Origin of the sequence: Neisseria dumasiana, from assembly GCF_022870885.1 — a bacterium.
In the GTDB taxonomy this organism is placed as follows: domain Bacteria; phylum Pseudomonadota; class Gammaproteobacteria; order Burkholderiales; family Neisseriaceae; genus Neisseria; species Neisseria dumasiana.
Genome location: NZ_CP091509.1, coordinates 1,342,485 through 1,358,742, shown reverse-complemented (window position 1 = coordinate 1,358,742; position 16,258 = coordinate 1,342,485). Strand labels below are relative to the sequence as shown.

General features: G+C 47.8%; 17 protein-coding genes. 8 read left to right on the top strand and 9 right to left on the bottom strand.

Annotation, left to right across the window (positions count from 1 at the left end; translation table 11 throughout):
• Positions 1 to 43: 43 nt before the first annotated feature.
• Complete coding sequence (locus tag LVJ88_RS06180; RefSeq protein ID WP_085418857.1) at positions 44 to 820, bottom strand: 1-acylglycerol-3-phosphate O-acyltransferase; 777 nt, start codon at positions 818 to 820, stop codon at positions 44 to 46.
• Positions 821 to 1,052: 232 nt separating this feature from the next.
• On the opposite strand from LVJ88_RS06180, the gene LVJ88_RS06175 reads away from it, so the two are divergent.
• Positions 1,053 to 2,735: an FMN-binding glutamate synthase family protein gene (locus LVJ88_RS06175; protein WP_054599727.1), complete on the top strand. Its 1,683-nt coding sequence runs from the start codon at positions 1,053 to 1,055 to the stop codon at positions 2,733 to 2,735.
• An 82-nt stretch (positions 2,736 to 2,817) separates the two neighbouring features.
• Here LVJ88_RS06175 and LVJ88_RS06170 read toward each other — a convergent pair whose 3' ends face one another.
• Together LVJ88_RS06170 and ygfZ are read right to left on the bottom strand one after the other, a co-directional pair.
• A complete protein-coding gene (locus LVJ88_RS06170; protein ID WP_054599728.1) occupies positions 2,818 to 3,312 on the bottom strand; it encodes a DUF4442 domain-containing protein in 495 nt (164 codons plus the stop codon).
• Between the two features lie 89 nt (positions 3,313 to 3,401).
• Positions 3,402 to 4,265: a CAF17-like 4Fe-4S cluster assembly/insertion protein YgfZ gene (gene ygfZ / locus LVJ88_RS06165; protein WP_085418858.1), complete on the bottom strand. Its 864-nt coding sequence runs from the start codon at positions 4,263 to 4,265 to the stop codon at positions 3,402 to 3,404.
• Positions 4,266 to 5,064: 799 nt separating this feature from the next.
• Between ygfZ and htpX the strand changes: the two genes are divergently transcribed.
• A complete protein-coding gene (htpX, locus tag LVJ88_RS06160) occupies positions 5,065 to 5,907 on the top strand; it encodes a protease HtpX (RefSeq protein WP_054599730.1) in 843 nt (280 codons plus the stop codon).
• A 119-nt stretch (positions 5,908 to 6,026) separates the two neighbouring features.
• Here htpX and LVJ88_RS06155 read toward each other — a convergent pair whose 3' ends face one another.
• From LVJ88_RS06155 to LVJ88_RS06145, 3 genes are all read right to left on the bottom strand, one after another.
• Positions 6,027 to 6,518: a peptidylprolyl isomerase gene (locus LVJ88_RS06155; RefSeq protein ID WP_054599731.1), complete on the bottom strand. Its 492-nt coding sequence runs from the start codon at positions 6,516 to 6,518 to the stop codon at positions 6,027 to 6,029.
• A gap of 62 nt (positions 6,519 to 6,580) precedes the next feature.
• Positions 6,581 to 7,528 carry a thioredoxin-disulfide reductase gene (trxB, locus tag LVJ88_RS06150; RefSeq protein ID WP_054599732.1) on the bottom strand — a complete coding sequence of 316 codons (948 nt, stop codon included), beginning with the start codon at positions 7,526 to 7,528 and terminating at the stop codon, positions 6,581 to 6,583.
• A 134-nt stretch (positions 7,529 to 7,662) separates the two neighbouring features.
• Positions 7,663 to 8,223: a hypothetical protein gene (locus tag LVJ88_RS06145; RefSeq protein ID WP_054599733.1), complete on the bottom strand. Its 561-nt coding sequence runs from the start codon at positions 8,221 to 8,223 to the stop codon at positions 7,663 to 7,665.
• A gap of 139 nt (positions 8,224 to 8,362) precedes the next feature.
• Between LVJ88_RS06145 and LVJ88_RS06140 the strand changes: the two genes are divergently transcribed.
• From LVJ88_RS06140 to LVJ88_RS06130, 3 genes are all read left to right on the top strand, one after another.
• Complete coding sequence (locus LVJ88_RS06140; RefSeq protein WP_085418859.1) at positions 8,363 to 8,722, top strand: gamma-butyrobetaine hydroxylase family protein; 360 nt, start codon at positions 8,363 to 8,365, stop codon at positions 8,720 to 8,722.
• Between the two features lie 63 nt (positions 8,723 to 8,785).
• Positions 8,786 to 9,523 carry a bifunctional demethylmenaquinone methyltransferase/2-methoxy-6-polyprenyl-1,4-benzoquinol methylase UbiE gene (gene ubiE, locus LVJ88_RS06135; protein WP_054599735.1) on the top strand — a complete coding sequence of 246 codons (738 nt, stop codon included), beginning with the start codon at positions 8,786 to 8,788 and terminating at the stop codon, positions 9,521 to 9,523.
• A 367-nt stretch (positions 9,524 to 9,890) separates the two neighbouring features.
• Positions 9,891 to 10,736, top strand: coding sequence for a 23S rRNA (adenine(2030)-N(6))-methyltransferase RlmJ (locus LVJ88_RS06130; protein ID WP_085418860.1), 846 nt, complete (start codon positions 9,891 to 9,893; stop codon positions 10,734 to 10,736).
• Positions 10,737 to 10,803: 67 nt separating this feature from the next.
• Here LVJ88_RS06130 and LVJ88_RS06125 read toward each other — a convergent pair whose 3' ends face one another.
• Both LVJ88_RS06125 and LVJ88_RS06120 read right to left on the bottom strand, forming a co-directional pair.
• Positions 10,804 to 11,487, bottom strand: a complete 684-nt coding sequence (locus LVJ88_RS06125; RefSeq protein ID WP_085359303.1) for an energy-coupling factor ABC transporter permease — start codon at positions 11,485 to 11,487, stop codon at positions 10,804 to 10,806.
• A 66-nt stretch (positions 11,488 to 11,553) separates the two neighbouring features.
• The gene (locus LVJ88_RS06120) at positions 11,554 to 12,189 is read right to left on the bottom strand and encodes a hypothetical protein (protein ID WP_054599737.1); all 636 of its coding nucleotides are present in this window, start codon (positions 12,187 to 12,189) and stop codon (positions 11,554 to 11,556) included.
• 119 nt (positions 12,190 to 12,308) lie between these two features.
• Between LVJ88_RS06120 and LVJ88_RS06115 the strand changes: the two genes are divergently transcribed.
• The 3 genes from LVJ88_RS06115 (at position 12,309) to ribBA (ending at position 14,638) form a co-directional block, all read left to right on the top strand.
• Complete coding sequence (locus tag LVJ88_RS06115; protein ID WP_085359301.1) at positions 12,309 to 12,662, top strand: arsenate reductase; 354 nt, start codon at positions 12,309 to 12,311, stop codon at positions 12,660 to 12,662.
• Between the two features lie 20 nt (positions 12,663 to 12,682).
• Complete coding sequence (locus LVJ88_RS06110; RefSeq protein WP_085359299.1) at positions 12,683 to 13,141, top strand: DMT family transporter; 459 nt, start codon at positions 12,683 to 12,685, stop codon at positions 13,139 to 13,141.
• Positions 13,142 to 13,270: 129 nt separating this feature from the next.
• Positions 13,271 to 14,638, top strand: a complete 1,368-nt coding sequence (ribBA, locus tag LVJ88_RS06105) for a bifunctional 3,4-dihydroxy-2-butanone-4-phosphate synthase/GTP cyclohydrolase II (protein ID WP_085418861.1) — start codon at positions 13,271 to 13,273, stop codon at positions 14,636 to 14,638.
• Between the two features lie 97 nt (positions 14,639 to 14,735).
• Here the strand turns inward: ribBA and LVJ88_RS06100 are convergent, their stop codons facing one another.
• Entirely contained in the window at positions 14,736 to 16,049 is a 1,314-nt protein-coding gene (locus tag LVJ88_RS06100; RefSeq protein WP_085418863.1) for an anaerobic C4-dicarboxylate transporter, read from the bottom strand.
• Between the last annotated feature and the right edge of the window lie 209 nt (positions 16,050 to 16,258).

Genomic DNA, 16,258 nt, shown 5'->3' with positions numbered 1-16,258 from the left:
CTGAATATTTCAGACGGCCTCATGGCTTAAAGATTGAAGATGATTAAAGATTTTCGGTGCTGTCTTCCAATACTTTTTTACGCACATAGTTTTCGGCCGCTTCTTTTAAAGCGAAACGGTCTTTCTCTTGATATTCTTCACTGGTAATCGGCTTGCCGAAATCAACATGAATGTGCAGCTCGGGCATGGATACCACGCGCCAAAGCGAAACGAGCAGGCTAACATCGGCATAAGAAGGCAGGGTGGTGCGCCGTCCCAAATGATCGTAATAACGCAGCACTACGGTTTGCACAGGCGCGCCGCTGTCGATGGCAGATTGGAACAAAGCAGCCTTGAAAGGCAATACGTCCATACCCGAAGACGTTTTGGCTTCAGGGAAAAAGCTGACGTTTTGCCCGTTTTTTAATGCGGCGGCAATGGCTTGGTTAATCGGCTCGACATCTTTGCGGGAATTGCGGTTGATAAACACCGTGCCGGCATTCCTACCCATTTTTCCCAATACCGGCCAGTTGCTGATTTCTTGTTTGGCAATGAAACTGCTCGGGAATAGGGCGCTCATGGCAAAAATATCCAACCACGATACATGGTTGGCCACAACCAACGTGCCGCTAACGTGAAAATGCTCGGGAGGCGTGGTTACGTTAAGTTTTGCGCCCACGGCCTGTAATGCGGTGGAACCGAGGGTAATCAATGCCTGTTCGCGTTCGCGGGGATTGTTGCCGTCGATGTTGCTGAGATTGCGGCCTGTCTTAAACAGCCATGCCGCGAGTTTGGCTAAACGGGCTATGCGCAGGGTAAAAGGGGCTTTATGTTGGGACATGTATATCGCTGCATGTGCATTTGAAGATGTGGCGGCGATTATAACAAGCGGCGGTACTTAGTGGAATCTGCGGATTAGGCAGTGCATTGCAAGAAGGCAGTTTTTGAGGCCGTCTGAATATTCATTAAGAAGGTTTATTGCCTTTATTCATCGGCTTTTCAACATGCGGTATTTGTAGAGATAAGCAGGTATAATCAGAGTTTTAAGAATAATCGTTCAGGAACCGTGTTCTATGGCTCAAGAAGACCCAAAACCTACCAACACCCATTCTGCCAATTACGGATTTTTGATTATGCCGCGCTACGGTTTGCTGTGGTTGTTCGGCGCGTTAACCGTTATCAGCCTGCTGTTGCAGATTTGGTGGCTGTTTGCCGTATCTTTGGTATTTTCGGCACTCGGCATACACGACATCACCCAAAAACGCCATGCGATTCTGCGCAACTATCCTATTGGCGGACACATCCGTTTTCTGTTGGAAAACTTCCGCCCCGAAATCCGCCAATATTTTTTGGAAGATGATCAGGAGCAAGTGCCGTTTTCGCGCCAGCAGCGTTCGCTGGTTTACCAACGGGCAAAAAATCTCGACAGCACAACCGCTTTCGGCAGTATCAATGATTTGAATAAAACCGGCAGCGAGTGGTTTTTACATTCGGGCAACAGCCACAAGATCGACAATTACGATTTCCGTGTGAGAGTAGGGAACGAGCGCTGCCTTCAACCTTATGATTTATCGGTGTTTAATATTTCCGCCATGAGTTTTGGCGCACTTTCCGCCGCCGCTATCGAAGCCTTGAACAAAGGGGCGAAAATGGGCGGTTTTGCCCACGACACAGGGGAAGGCAGCATCAGCCCTTACCATAAAAAACACGGCGGCGACCTGATTTGGGAACTGGGCACGGGTTATTTCGGCTGCCGCGACGAACATGGTAATTTCAATCCCAAAACCTTTGCCGAACGCGCTGCGCTCGAGCAGGTAAAAATGATTGAAATCAAGCTCTCGCAAGGCGCAAAGCCGGGCAAAGGCGGTGTGTTGCCTGCATCTAAAATTACCGAAGAAATTGCCCGAACCCGCGATATTCCCATGGGCATGGACTGTATTTCTCCGGCCAGCCATCCTGCCTTTTCCACTCCGCGCGGGTTGGTGAAATTCTGGCAGCAGTTACGTGAACTTTCCGGCGGCAAACCGGTAGGTTTCAAACTCTGCATCGGCATGCCGTGGGAGTTTATGGCCATTGTGAAGGCCATGATAGAAGAAGACAACTATCCCGATTTTATTGTGGTGGACGGTGCCGAAGGCGGCACCGGCGCAGCACCGGTAGAATTTATGGATTCCATCGGTATGCCTTTGGTTGACGCTTTGATTTTTGTGCAAAATACATTGGTCGGTGCCGGCATCCGCGACAAAATCAAAGTCGGCGTAAGCGGCAAATTGGTGAGCGGCTTCGACATTGCCAAAATGATGGGATTGGGCGCCGACTGGTGCAACAGCGCGCGCGGGTTCATGTTTGCCGTAGGCTGTATCCAATCGCGTTCGTGCCACACCAATAAGTGTCCGACCGGCGTTGCCACTCAAGACCCGTCGCGCCAAAAAGCACTTGATGTGCCCGATAAGTCGCAGCGTGTGAAAAATTTCCATGCCAACACCTTAAAAGCCCTTGCCGATATCGTCGGCAGCGCGGGATTGGATCATCCCATGCAGCTTAAACCGCACCACATCGTGCGCCGCCAGCCGGACGGATGGATTAAACTCTTGTCGGAACATTATCAATTTATCCAATCCGGTTCCTTGCTTAGCGGTGAATGCGGCCGCAGAGTTCTTGATGACATGTGGAAACTTGCCGACCCCGACAGTTTTCAAGCCATGGGCATAGCCGATGAAATCATCAATGCTGAAAACATGCGCAGTAAATGTTAGGCCGGGTTGTTGAAAAGCATTAAATAAAAACAGATGCCGTCTGAAAATTTTCAGACGGCATCTGTTTTGGCTGAACTTAATCTTAAGCTTCTTTGGTTTTCGGTCTGAAGGTCGGCTTGAGCCTGATGTACAGCGTACGCGTGGCAACCGCAACCGTTTCACCGTTTTTATCGAATACGCGAACCGGAATTTCCGGCAGATACTTTTCCCCGCTTTTGGTGTGCTCATAAATGTCATGCAGCATTTCATCGGTAATATGGCATTCGATAAACACCGCTCCGCGCCCGGGTTTGATAAAGTCGATATGGGCAGCTTTATCCCACACATAATAACGTTTTCCGATCATGCCGTTGAGCATGGCCGAATAAGAGGCATCGGTCAGCGCAAACAGGCTGCCGCCGAATTGCGCGCCGTGTACGTTGCGCGTGCTTGCCCAATCTTTCAGCGTTGCCTTCATGTAACGGAAATCATCGGAAAGTTTGAGTATGCGGATGCCGCTGAAAAACAAAGGCGGCCAAAAATTGAGCATGATGCGGGTAAATTTCGCACTGTCGGTGCGGATTCTCATTCTAAACATGGTGTAGTGTTGCCGGCTTGTGTTTTATCCAAAATATAATTGTGCAAACGGATATCGCGGCCAAAGGCGAGGCCGTCTGAACATCATGGTTATTCTTTTTCGGTGTTAAAAAACAGTTTGGTTTGTTTTAAGGCATTGCCGTCGGCATCGGTTAATTCGCCTTCTGCCGCAGAAAATTTAATAACGGCAAGATTGATGCTGCCTGCTGCCGTCAGTGCGCTGTTGATAATGATGCCGGCCTCTTCGTCTCCGCTTTTTACCGCTATTCCTTCAGCTTCGGGCGACGGGCCTTCGAGTACCGCCAAGCCGCGTTTAACCTGTCCGCGATATTGGGCGCGTGCGATGATTTCTTGGCCGGGATAACAGCCTTTTTTGAAATGAACGCCACCGATAACATGTTGGTTGAGCATTTGCGCAACGCTGCTTTCGCTTGTGGCGGCTGAAATCCACGGATAACCGCTGGCAATTTCATGTGCTTTCCAAGTATTTTCAACAGCCGCATCATAGTCGGGCAAGTCGGAAGACAAACCGATTTTCAGACGGCCTCCATGGGGAAGGTCAACACGCCACACCCCGTTGCTTTCCTGCTGAGCGGCAAAAGACAAAGCGGGTGTGTCGGCATTTGCCGGTTCGATATTTTCAGGCAGCCCGCAAGCAACGGCGTAATCGGGAAGGGGTTCGAAAACCACTTTGGCGCGAAGCACGAACATGCGAAGCCTTTTCATCAGGCTTTCCGCCAAATCGGCAGCCACCGCCAACAGCACATCATCGCCGCGGTTTAAAACCAGCATATTGGCAATTACCCGGCCTTTGGGCGTGTTGTAGGTAGCATAACAAGCTTCACCCGCAGCCAAATGATTAATGTCGTTAGAAAGCTGGGTGTGCAAAAATCCGGCGCGGTCGTCTCCGCTAACGCGGATAACGCTGAAAAAGGGAAGGCGGGTTTGATACATGAATTATCCTTTGGGCGAATGTGCGGCTTCTCAAAAACGGGTGGCGTATTTTAACGTGTTGCAGGCAGGCCGTGTTGGAATTCGAAAACAATAATGTTCCGGTGCTGAACAGTTTAAGCCATTGACTGAAAGAAGGTTATTATTTCCATCGATTCTGTCAAGCGGTAAACGGTTTATCCACACTTTCCGCATCTTGATAAAAGACCGCTGCGCACAAGATGCTTGACAAGCATATGTTTGATATAAACTTATGATTTTTATAAATATTATTATTCGGCTTATTTTTTGTGCAACACTGTGCAAACCCTGATTTTACGGGAAAACAATCAAATTCTCACAAACTTTCCACAAACTTATCCACAGCTCTTGTGAGTAACCGCCAAAGGCTAGGACTGTATTTCATTTAACCTTTAGTCATATTCTAAATCCGATAAAAAAACACGCTGAAAAATAAAAAAAGATGGCCGAATTTTTGGCAAGGGTTGATTTTTGCAAGTTTGCTTTCCATATCTGTTTCAATACATGTGCATTTTTCTATTGATATAGTAACAATAAGTACTAACACTTAAGTAAATTAATGTGTGCGCCCGATATTCATAAATTTGCATACCTTTTCTATGCAGCACCTTTGCGCGGGTTGGGCTTTTTGCGAAAATATCTCCGTTCTTGGGAACACTAAGTTATCTCTTCATTTAGGATGAAAACGGTATTGCCGGTAGAAATACTGTTTTTAAACCGAATGATGAAGTATCCTAGGCCGAAAACAACAACACACAACCACATATCCAAAGGAAACTCTGTGAAACGTATCTTCTTATTTTTATTAACCAATATTGCCGTATTGGTTGTTATCAGCATCATATTGAGCATATTGGGCGTGAGCAGTAATCCCAATGATATGGTCAGCTTGCTGATATATTCGGCAGTTATCGGTTTTACAGGCTCCATCATTTCGCTTTTGATGTCCAAAACCATCGCCAAGCGTTCGGTTGGTGCCGAAGTGATTACCCAGCCGCACAACGAAACGGAGGCATGGTTACTCCAAACCGTTGCCAATCAAGCTGCGCAATGGAACCTGAAAATGCCTGAAGTTGCCATTTACCATTCTCCCGAGCCCAACGCTTTTGCCACGGGAGCGAGTAAAAACAACTCATTGGTTGCCGTCAGCACCGGATTGCTCGACAGCATGACCCGCGACGAAGTCGAAGCCGTGTTGGCGCACGAAATGGCGCACGTCGGCAACGGCGATATGGTTACGCTCACTTTGATTCAAGGCGTGGTCAATACCTTTGTTGTGTTCTTGGCCCGCGTGGTTTCCGGCATGGTGGCGCGTAACGACAGCGGAGAAACCTCTCAAGGCACCTATTTCTTGGTGAGTATGGTATTGCAGGTAGTATTCGGCTTCTTGGCCAGCTTTATCGTGATGTGGTTCAGCCGCCAGCGCGAATACCGTGCCGATGCCGGTGCGGCACGCTTGGTTGGTGCGCCTAAAATGATTGCCGCCTTGCAGCGTTTGAAAGGCAATACAAGCGATTTGCCGAAAGAAATGGCGGCAATGGGTATCGCCAGTGAAGCGCGCGATTCATTGTTGAGTACGCATCCTACTTTAGACAACCGTATTGCCCGTTTAAAACAGTTGTAAATGAACGGGTTTGTAAATCATATCGCGCTTTAACTTTAATAAGTCGAAACTTGAAAAGAACGCCGTCTGAAAATACTTTCAGACGGCGTTCTTTTTTATCTGCTTATTTTGTTAGGCCATTACACGATTTCGGCTTTGGTAATCACCACGGCATCTACCGGCACATCGTCGTGATAGCCATGACGTTTGGTTTGTACATTTTCAATGGCATCAACCACATCTGTACCTTCAACTACCTTGCCGAATACGGCATAACCCCAACCGTGAAGGCTGGGCTCCGTGTGGTTCAGAAAAGTATTGTCTTTGGTGTTGATGAAAAACTGTGAAGAAGCAGAGTGGGGCGCCTGCGTGCGAGCCATAGCGATGGTGTATTTATCGTTTTTCAGGCCGTTTTGCGCTTCGTTTTGAATCGGATCGCGGTTTTCTTTTTCGTTCATGTTTTCATCCATGCCGCCGCCTTGAATCATAAAGCCTTTGATAACACGGTGAAATATCAAACCATCGTAAAAACCGTCTTTCACATATTGTTCAAAATTTGCTGCCGTAACGGGCGCTTTTTCATGGTCGAGTTCAATGCCGATAACACCGAAGTTGGTATGCAGTTTAATCATGGTTCATTCCTTTCTGGTTAATCATCATTTAGGCCGTCTGAAACGTTCAGACGGCCGGCTTGTTAATGTTGGCGGTCCAGCCAGCGTTCCGCATCCAATGCAGCTTGGCAGCCCGATGCCGCACTGGTAATGGCTTGACGGTAGGTATGGTCTTTCACATCCCCCGCAGCCCATACTCCCTCGATATTGGTTGCACCTACGTTATCGGCGCTGCCGCCCTTGGTAATAAGATAACCGGTTTCATCCATATCGAGCTGGCCTTTGAAAATATCGGTGTTGGGTTTATGGCCGATAGCGATAAATACGCCTTGCACGGCAATATTTTCGGTTTTGCCGTCATTGTATTTCAACTGCGCTCCGTTCACACCTTTATCATCTCCGGTAATATCTTCCAAAACCGCGTTCAGTTTCAAGATGATTTTGCCTTCGGCCACGCGCTGCATTAACTTATCGACCATAATTTTTTCGGCACGGAAGGTATCGCGGCGGTGGATAAGGGTAACGGTGTTGGCGATATTGGCCAAATATAATGCTTCTTCAACCGCGGTGTTGCCTCCACCTACTACTGCAACATCTTGTTGTTTATAAAAGAATCCGTCGCAAGTGGCGCAAGCCGAAAGACCTTTACCCGCAAACTTTTCTTCAAACGGCAGCCCCAAGTATTTTGCCGACGCGCCCGTAGCAACAATTAATGCGTCGCAAGTATATTCGCCCATGTCGCCGGTAAGCGTAAAAGGGCGGTTTTGCAAATCAACGGTGTGGATTTGATCAAAAACGATTTCTGTGCCGAAACGCTCGGCATGAGCAAGAAAACGAGCCATCAATTCAGGGCCTTGCACGCCGTCGGGGTCGGCAGGCCAGTTGTCTACCTCGGTGGTTGTCATCAATTGGCCGCCTTGGGCAATGCCGGTAATAATCACAGGTTGCAAGTTTGCGCGGGCAGCATACACGGCAGCGGTGTATCCGGCAGGGCCGGAACCCAAAATGATGAGTTTATGGTGCTTACTCATGGAATTTCCTTGAGAAAAATGGTCTTTAAACAATTTCTTAAATTTATCAACTGCTCGGCGGCAATCGAAAGGATAGGGTATTGAACACAGGCCGTCTGAAAGCATTCAATTTGTTTTCAGACGGCCTTAAATAGTTAGCGGCGACGGAATCCCCCACTGCGGCGGGCCGGTGCACGATGGTTCGGCTGTGCTTTATTGGTTTGGCGGTAATTGGGTTGAGCCGCCCGGTTTTGGGCAGGAACGGTTTTCGTATTTAACTGCTGGCTGGTTCGCTGTTGGGCTTGAGCCGATTGATAATAATTGGCTTGGGCACGGCGTACGGCCGGAGTGTCTGCCCGCGCCTTTTGAAACTTGTTGGCTAAAGCATTACCGATAAACGCACCGGCCGCAGCACCGACCAAGCTCTGCAACAGCCAGCTGCCGCTTGCCTGATCATAAATATATTGTTGCCCGTCTGTGCCGGTAACAGGCTCGCCGTTATTACCGTTGGCCAAAAACTCTGCGGGAATGGTGTCTTTAACCGCGCTGGCCGTCAGCTCGTAAACCGTATTGTCTTGTTGGGCATTTTGTTGGCTCAATTGCTGCTGCAAAGCCTCGATTTGCTTTTGCTGCTGCTCCAATTTTGCCTGAGTGTCATCTTTACAAGCAGTAAGGGCAAAAGCAGAAGCAACCGTCAGAATAATGATTTTTTTCATCGTTTTTCCGTTTTGATATAAAGAGGGAAAAGCAGAACGCTCGAATAGATAATATAGGGTAGGGCAGGATTTATTCAAGGCCGTCTGAAACATTTGCTGTTAAAATAGCGAAAATCTATTTTATTACTTCTCCGTCTCAATGAAACACGAAGCCCCGCAAGAAATACGCCTCCAACACGACCGCACCACATTAACCCTCTTATATAACGACGAAGCCAAAACACTTTCGGCCGAATATCTGCGCGTATATTCACCCAGTGCAGAAGTGAGAGGCCATGCACCCGGCCAAGAAATTCTACAAACCGGCAAATCGGGAGTAACGATTACCGATTTAGAATTTGTCGGACATTATGCTTTAAAAATCACTTTTTCAGACGGCCACGACAGCGGTTTGTACGACTGGGATTATTTATATAAATTGGCACACGAATACGATACAATGTGGGCCGACTATTTGAAAAAAATCGAAGAGCAGGGCGCTTCCCGCAAGCCTTTATAACCTTTAGCCGTCTGTAAAAATAACCACCTAATTTATTTAAAATTCAGAAAAGAAAGCCAAAACATGAGCGACAACAAAACCCATTTCGGCTACCAAACCGTAAATGAAAGTGAAAAAGCCGGAAAAGTAGCAGAAGTTTTTCACTCGGTAGCAAAAAACTACGACATCATGAATGACGTCATGTCGGGCGGGCTGCATCGTGTTTGGAAGCACTTTACCATCAATACCGCCCGCCTGAATAAAGGCGATAAAGTATTGGATATCGCAGGCGGTACAGGAGATTTGTCGCGCGGTTGGGCCAAACGGGTAGGCAAGGAGGGCGAAGTGTGGCTTACCGACATCAATTCCTCCATGCTTTCCGTAGGGCGCGACCGGCTGCTTAATGAAGGCATCATTCTTCCCGTATCCTTGGCTGATGCGGAAAAACTTCCTTTCCCGGATAACTATTTCAATCTCGTATCCGTTGCATTCGGTTTGCGCAACATGACGCATAAAGAAGCCGCACTTAAAGAAATGTACCGCGTATTGAAGCCCGGCGGTACTTTATTGGTTTTGGAATTTTCAAAAGTATTCAAACCTCTAGAGCCGGCTTATGACTTGTATTCCTTCAAATTGCTGCCGCTCATGGGTAAAGTGATTGCCAAAGATGCAGACAGCTACCAATACTTGGCAGAATCCATCCGTATGCATCCTGATCAAGAAACATTGAAACACATGATGCTCGACGCAGGTTTTGACAGCGTGGATTATCATAATATGACCGCCGGCGTGGTGGCATTACACAAAGGCATTAAATATTGATGGTTATACCGTTTGAATGCCGTCGATAATGTGGGACTTGTTCTTTGTAAGAGTTAAGCGGTAAAGAACAAATCTCACATTATTTACACTATATAATTTAACATAATTATGATTATGCGCACTTTTAAATAGCAATAGAATACAAGTTTAAATAATACAGAATTCTCCCAAACTTTTCTGAAGCTGATATTCCTGCAGAGCTATTTTTTAAGCCCTGTAATTGGCTTAAAATAAAAAGATTGAGACCTTTGCAAAATCCCCAAATACGGATGCAGTTTAAGGCGTAGACAGCATAGTGGGTTGCGCCGCAAATGGGTTTTTGCAAAGGTCTCAGATTGTTCATGAACATTTAGCGGATTTTATTTTTATGCTGAGCTACCGACATGCGTTTCATGCCGGCAATCATGCCGATATGCTTAAACATTTTGTGCTGTATTTGGTTTTGGATTATTTTAACCGTAAAGATAAACCTTATTGGTACATCGACACCCACAGCGGTGCCGGTATGTATGATTTGCGCAGCGGAGAATCTCAAAAAGTTGGCGAATACAAGCAAGGTATCGAACGATTGAATCAGGCCGACAAACTTCCGGCTTTGCTTCAGGCGTTCAGAGGCCGTCTGAAAAATATGTTGCCGAGCGAAGATCTTTATTGCGGCTCACCCTGGATTGCACAGGATTTGACACGCCAAAGCGATAAATTGCGCTTGTTTGAACTGCATCCTGCTGATTTTAAGCATTTGCATAATAATATGCAGGAAGCCGGATTGGGAAAACGTGGGCAAATCATACAGGACGACGGTTTTCAAGGGCTGGTTGCCCTGCTCCCTCCGCCGACCCGCCGGGCAGTTGTTTTGATTGACCCGCCTTATGAAGAAAAACAAGACTATACCCGTGTGGCAAATGTATTGAAAGAAGCCAAAAAGCGTTTTGAATCAGGCTGCTATTTGATCTGGTATCCCTGCTTGAGTCGTGAAGAGAGCAAAAAATTACCTGTTCAGCTTAAGAAAATTTATTCCGATAATTATCTGAACGCCGAGCTTCATGTACATGCGCCCCGTTCAGACGGCTTCGGCATGCACGGCAGCGGCATGTTTGTGGCAAATCCCCCCTATTTGCTCGCCGAGCAGTTGCAACAGACCTTGCCTGAGTTGGTAAAAATCTTAGGGCAAGATAATTCTGCCCGTTTTGTGTTGGACTTTCAGATTAAATAGGTTTGTTTTGTTTAACGTATATCGTTCACCAAACATTTTTCAGACGGCTTCAAATACGAGGTGCGGATTATTTCCAAATGCTGTTTTCCGTGTGCAAATAGCGCGAATCGTCGAAAGTTGCCAGCCATTGCGGGCGAAGTGCCACGAAGATGGCGGTAAAAATACCGTTTAAAAATGCTTCTCCCCAAGAGAGCAGAAAAAACACGGGAAATGCCGACGACCATAAAATTTCAGCGGGAAATGCACCGGCTGTTTGTAACAGTATCACAATCAGGAATCCGGTAAACAGCATACCCAAAGCAGCCGAAATAAAGCCGTTGAGAAAAATATACACAAATAAATTTGGCGGCAGTTTTTGTGCAACTTTGCGCATGAGCATATTTATGCTTAAAGCCGGCAACAACAAAAACAAGGCATTCAGGCTGACGGCATTCAGATTTTCAGTTCCGTTCAGCATTGTGTAGGGAATCAGCAGAATAAATCCCAACCATAAGGCGGTTGGCATGCCCAGCATTAAGGCCGCCAAATTCATGCCGAGAAGATGGTAACTCATGCCGGCCAATTGCCCGCTGCCCAAATCGGCATTCAATGTCCACAAAACGGCCAAACAAACGGTGGCAACACCTACTGCGGCAGGTTGTGCGGCAGCCGTAACCGATGCCCTGCGGGCGGTAAACAGCAGAAAAGCCGCCCAAATAAAATGAGCGGCAAACATCCATTCGGTCGGAAACCATTGAGTGAGAAAATTCATTAATGTGTTTGTTTCCAAGTTTTCAGACGGCCTAATGATAATGTGCTTTAAGGCCGTCTGAAAAGGTTAACGGAGCTCGCGGATATCGCGCCAGCCGTCGTTGGTTTTAACTAAAGTAGCCATTTTAGTGCGTGTTGTTTCGGGATGTTTCCAGTCGCTTCCGGCTTCTTTAAATAATTTTTCAGCCCATTTTTCCGTTACAAAACGTGCTTCATACGATACTTTACTGACAGTGAGGCCGTCTGAAGGGGTTGGCTCCGTGTACCAGTTGATTTTTTCAACTTTTTGACTGCCGATGCAGAAACGCGGCTCCAGCCCGCCCGCTTCGATTTTGTTTTTGCCTTTTTCGGTCAACTCGTAAACATAAACGCCGGTTTTGGCTGTTGTGCCCGGAAATTCAAAGGTTTCGGATGTTTGTTTTTTATACAAACCTTCGTTATCCAGCACACGCATTTGCGCGATAGCCGTTTCATTGATTTTTTCCCCTTTAACATTTCGCTCGGGAATTTTAATTTGGCTGACACCCAGCAAAGTTTGACCGGTGATGCCGTTGTTTTCGATTTTGACAGCCAAAGGCACGCATACGCCTTTTTGAGAAACGTAATGGTTGATGGCCTTTTCAAAAGTCGATTTGCTGGGCGTACTGCCGGAGCAGGCACCGAGCAATAAGGCGGAAGCAACGGTTAAAGCGGTTTTATACATTTCAGGCTCCTTGCGGATTTCAATTTTACAGTTAAAACAGCATATCCTTTTTTGGCATTCATGACAAACCTTGCGTGCGCCCTTACAATAGAGGCCGTCTGAAAACACGGATAAACATTATGACCATTCTATACGGCATTCCCAATTGCGACACGGTTAAAAAAGCACGCACTTGGCTGGCAGAAAACAATATCGGTTATGAATTTGTAGACTTCAAGAAAACCCCGCCCGATGCTGCTTTGATTGAGCGTTGGCTGAAGGATATTCCTTTGGAAACGCTACTTAACAAACGCGGAACCACTTGGCGCAAACTCAGCAGCGAAGAGCAGGCCGCCGCCGCAAGCACTAACGGGGCGGTTGAGCTGATGGCCGCCAATCCCAGCCTGATCAAACGCCCTATTCTTTGCCATCACGACCGCTATTCGGCCGGTTTTCAGGCCGACGGATACACCAAGCTGTTTCTTTCTGCATAAAATCCGGCATTGCAATTTTCATGGTTATATTTATCTGCATGGCACTGGCAGCCGGTGCGGCATTGGCCGTTCAAGCGGCCATCAACAGCCGACTTGCAAAAGGATTGCTGGTTCAGCCTTTGGTAGCGGCCACGGTTTCTTTTGCCGTCGGCACCATACTGCTGCTGGCTTTATGTGTGTGGAAAGCAGATTTAAGCGGTGCATGGCAGCAGATGCCGCAGCAGCCGTGGTGGAAATATCTCGGCGGATTATTGGGAGCGGGCTTTGTATTTACCACAATTTTTCTTGCGCCCAAACTCGGCATTACCAACATGCTGTTTTTTGTGATTGTCGGGCAACTGCTTACCGCCGCCGTTATCGACCATTTCGGGCTTATCGGTATGGCGGCACGGCCTTTTCATATTTGGCATGTGTTCGGCTTGTTAATAGTGGGGCTGGGTTTGGCGGTATTCTTTTTTGGAAGACGTTGGTTGGGCTGAATATATTTTCAGACGGCCTGAACTCTTATAAATTTACCAAAAGGTAAATTTTAATATGCTTTATAAAATTGCCATTTGGTAAATTTAGTAATATACTTCAGCCCAACCTACTTTCTGAAAGCTTTAGTTATGGATATTGCCGCTTTGCGCCGCCATAATTTGCGCCAATGGATTATCGAGCAACACGGCGGGCAGCAGGTGCAGTTTGCCGCAGCAGCCTCCATCAATCAGGGCGAATTATCTTCACTGTTGAAAAACAAATCATTCGGTGAAAAAAAAGCCCGAAAAATCGAGCAATCCGTGGGTATGCCGCCCATGTGGCTGGACACCGTTCATGGCAATCCGGCCGAATCCCCTACCCTTACACACTCTCAAACACCTCTGGAAAACAAGCCCAAAATGAGCCATATCTCCCCTATTTCCGATATTCTTGCCGACATCAAAGCCGGCAAGATGGTTATCATTACCGACGCCGAAGACCGCGAAAACGAAGGTGATTTAATTATGGCAGCGCAATTTGTAACGCCGCAAGCCATTAATTTTATGATCAAACACGCCCGCGGCTTGGTTTGCCTGCCGATGAACGACGAGCTGGTCGACCGCTTAAACCTGCCTCAGATGACGCAGAAAAACGGTGCGCAATACGGCACCAACTTCACCGTATCCATCGAAGCCGCCAACGGCATCTCCACCGGTATTTCCGCCGCCGACCGTGCTTTAACCATTCAGACGGCCGTATCGCCCACCGTTAAGCCCGAAGACATCGTGCAACCCGGCCATATTTTCCCCTTGCGCTCCCAGAAGGGCGGCGTATTGGTACGCGCAGGCCACACCGAAGCCGCAGTCGATCTGGCACAAATGAGCGGCCTGATTCCCGCCGGTGTGATTTGCGAAATTCTGAATGACGACGGCACGATGGCGCGCATGCCCGAACTGATGAAGTTTGCCGAAGAACACGATCTCAAAATCGGCACCATCGCCGATTTAATCGAATACCGCAGCCGCACCGAAAGCCTGCTCGAAGAAATGGGCGACACCACCGTTAACACGGCGTGGGGCGAATTTCAGCAGCACGTTTATGTTGATAAACTTTCCGGCGAAACGCATTTGGCTTTGGTAAAAGGCGAATTGTCGCCCGAAAAAGAAACTTTGGTGCGCGTGCACGAGCCGTTTAGCGTAATGGACTTTATCCAAGCCGATCCCAATCATTCTTGGCCTTTACCCAAAGCGCTGGAACATATCCAAAAAGCCGACGCAGGCGTGATTATTCTGCTGCACCGTACCGAAGACGGCGCGGCATTGTTAGACAGAACGCTGCCGAAAAACAGCTTCCAAGTCCGCAAATGGGACAGAAAAACCTACGGCATCGGTGCGCAGATTCTGGCCGGTTTGAAAGTGCAGAAAATGCGCGTGATGGGCAAACCCTCTTCCATGAACGGCCTGGCAGGTTTCGGTTTGGAAGTGGTCGGTTTTGAAGAAGCTCCGGAAAGCAAATAACGGGGAAGGCAGCTTTATAAAACAAAGGCCGTCTGAACCCGCATTTTTTATGTGTTCAGACGGCCTTTCCATTTTATTTTATTAAATCCCGTTGCGCCTACAAAAACATCTCGGCAAACAATAAGCCGAAGGCCAAACTGAATGCCATGCTCAACAGCCCCGGTATCATAAAGCTGTGGTTAAAAATAAACTTTCCGATGCGTGTGCTGCCGGTCGTATCAAAATCGATTGCCGCAATAATCGGGCCATAGTTGGGAATAAAGAAATAACCGTTCACCGCAACAAACGTGCCGATAATAATCGGTGCGGGCACGCCCAAAGCAATGGCAACGGGAAACAGCGTGGCAACCGTTGCCCCCTGACTGTTCACTAAAATCGATAAAACAAACAAAGCAAATGCCAAAGTCCACGGTGCCGTTTGCACCAAGCCCGATACCGCTTCCTGCACTTCGGCCAGATGCCCGTGCATCAGCGTATCGCCCAACCAAGCGATACCGAATACCGCAATCACGGCACGCATTCCCGCATGGAACACCGAGCCTTGGGTGATTTCATCACTATCGGGTTTGCAAAACAAAATAATCAGTGCGCCGGCAGAAAGCATCACGATTTCAATGGTGTGTGCCATCCCCATGGGCTTGCCGTCGAATATCGGGCGCCATTCCGGAAAAGCCCCCATAAACACCACCAAAAACGCGGCGAACAAGAAAATACCCAGTGAAATTTTAGCTCTTGTGCCGACTTCACGGTTTACCTCCACCGCTTGCTGCTCGTTCATCCGCACATAATCCGGGTCTTTCAGCAAATTTTGATAATGCGGGTCGTCTTTAAGCTCCTTACCCATTTTGTTCACAAACACACATGCCAGCGCGATGCCCAGCAGGGTTGCCGGTATGGTTACTTTCAAAACGTCTGTCAACGTGATGTGCTGGGGTTCGAGATAAGCCACGCAAGCCACCACGGCTGCGGCTATGGGGCTGGCCACAATAGCAAATTGCGAGGCTATCACCGCCATAGAAAGCGGGCGTTCGGGGCGGATACCGTTACGTCGGCTCACTTCGGCAATCACGGGTAATACGGAATACGCCACATGGCCGGTGCCCGCCATCACGGTAAACGTGTAGGTAACAGCCGGGGCGATAAAAGTAATGTATTTCGGATTTTTATGCAGAACACGGGTGGCGATGTTAATCATATAATCCAAACCGCCGGAAGCCTGCATGGCGGCAGCGGCAGAAACCACCGCCATAATCATCAACATCACGTCAATCGGCGGGCTGGTGGGCTGCAAGCCGAAACCGAACGACAATACCGCCAAACCGATGCCGCCGAACACGCCCAAGCCGATGCCGCCCACTCTCGCACCCACAAGAATGCACAATAAAACAATGGCAAACTGAATCAAAAACATCATCATCAAAACTGCTCCCTAAATATTTGCAAAGCCGAAATCAAGGTACTTATTGGTATATAGCGAGCCGGATATTATACATATGTAAGATTGTTTCAAAAACAGCTTACGCCTATTTTGTTGACAAAAATATCCCACAAATAAAAATAATTTGATTAAATTCAATGCATTAAATATTTGCGCACCCTTAAAATGGCAAAAATATTGCC